The organism is Streptomyces sp. NPDC002785, assembly GCF_040295565.1.
Classification (GTDB): domain Bacteria; phylum Actinomycetota; class Actinomycetes; order Streptomycetales; family Streptomycetaceae; genus Streptomyces.
This window is the reverse complement of sequence record NZ_JBEOVN010000427.1, coordinates 1-1,453: the sequence shown is the minus strand read 5'-3', so window position 1 is coordinate 1,453 and position 1,453 is coordinate 1. Positions and strand designations below refer to the sequence as shown.

At 68.3% G+C, this 1,453-nt stretch carries 1 protein-coding gene; it reads right to left on the bottom strand.

Annotated features, from left to right (window positions below; all coding sequences use genetic code 11):
• A partial coding sequence (locus ABTZ94_RS37535) for a condensation domain-containing protein (RefSeq protein WP_351207945.1) occupies nt 1-1,453 on the bottom strand: 1,453 nt, incomplete at both ends.

Genomic DNA, 1,453 nt, shown 5'->3' with positions numbered 1-1,453 from the left:
ACTCCGTCAGCGTCGCATCCGACACCTCACACGCAGTCGCATTCCACTCCCGCAGAACCCGCCCCCGCTCCACCTCACCCAGAACCCGCACCCGGTCCAGCGCACACCCAGCCGCCTCGTCCTCCAACGCGGCCACCACACCCCCGGCCGCGGCCTCGACCAGACCACACACCGAACCCGCATCAATCGGCACAGCCGCCTGAACCGTCAACCCAAAACCAACACCCGTGTCATCCACCGACACCGTCAACGGATAATTCGTCCGCTCACGGGCCGAGAGCAATTGCACGCCCTCAAAACCGACGTTGAGCTCTTCGATCGACCTGTCGGCTCGCTCGGCGGCATTGGCGTTCTGCCGGTAGTTGAGCAGCGAGGTGAACAGCGGTGATTCCCCGGCGAGGCCAGCGGCCTGCTTCGCCAGTGTCAGCGGCGCGTGCTCGTGGACGAGGAGGTCGGCCAGTTGCTTCTGCATGGCACGGACGGCGTCCGTCACCGCGATGCGCCCCGTCGGGATGCGCACGGGAAGCGTGTTGATGAACAGACCCGGCGTACGGTCCGCTTCGGTTCCGGCCTGCATACGACCGAACATGACGCTGCCGAAGACGATGTCGTCCTGCCCGGAGGTCACAGCGGTGACCCGGCCCCAGATGACATGGAACAACGTCGCCGGGCTCACACCCAGGCGGCGTGCCTGTGCCCGAAGCCTGGCAGCAAGGCCCGCATCCAGCGTCATCGCCGACTCGGCCACATCCGACCCGTCGCCCCGCACGTCCAGGAGGCCGTACGGCGCCGTGGGCTCGGTGACACCGCTGAGCAGCTCGCCGAAGAACCGCTCGTGCTCCTCGCGGGAGACGCCCAGCCGTGCCTGCGCGACGAACTCACGGAACGGCACCGGCGCCGGCAGGTCCACTTCGCTCTGAAGGAGGGCACGGACCTCACCGAAAAGGACGCCCATCGCCGTGTGGTCCTGTACGAGGTGGTGGGTCTGCATGACCACGAGCCACCGGTCGCTGCCCGGCTCCGCCGCAGCGGTGGCGCGCAGGAGAGGGGCCTGCCTGATGTCCATCGAGGGGGCACACGCGGACAGCAGCCGGTCGACCGCGCCCGCGCCTCCGGTCTCCCCCAGGTCGACCTCTCGCACGGGGATCTGCGCATGGCGCACCACCACCTGCACCGGCTCGCGCAGGCCCTCCCACGCGAAGCCCGTACGCAGCGTGTCGTGACGGTCCACGACCTTCTGCAGCACGGTCAGGAACTGATCCAGCCGCTCCCGGGAGTCAAAGCCCAGGACCGTCGGCAGGACGTACACATCCGTGCCGCCGTCACTGTCGTCGCCACCCATCAGGTGGTGGAAGAAGATGCCCTCCTGCAGTGGCGCCAGCGGGTAGATGTCGGCGATGTTCGCCGCACCGCCCGCAACCTGCGCCGTAATCCGCCCGATCTCGTCAGCGGT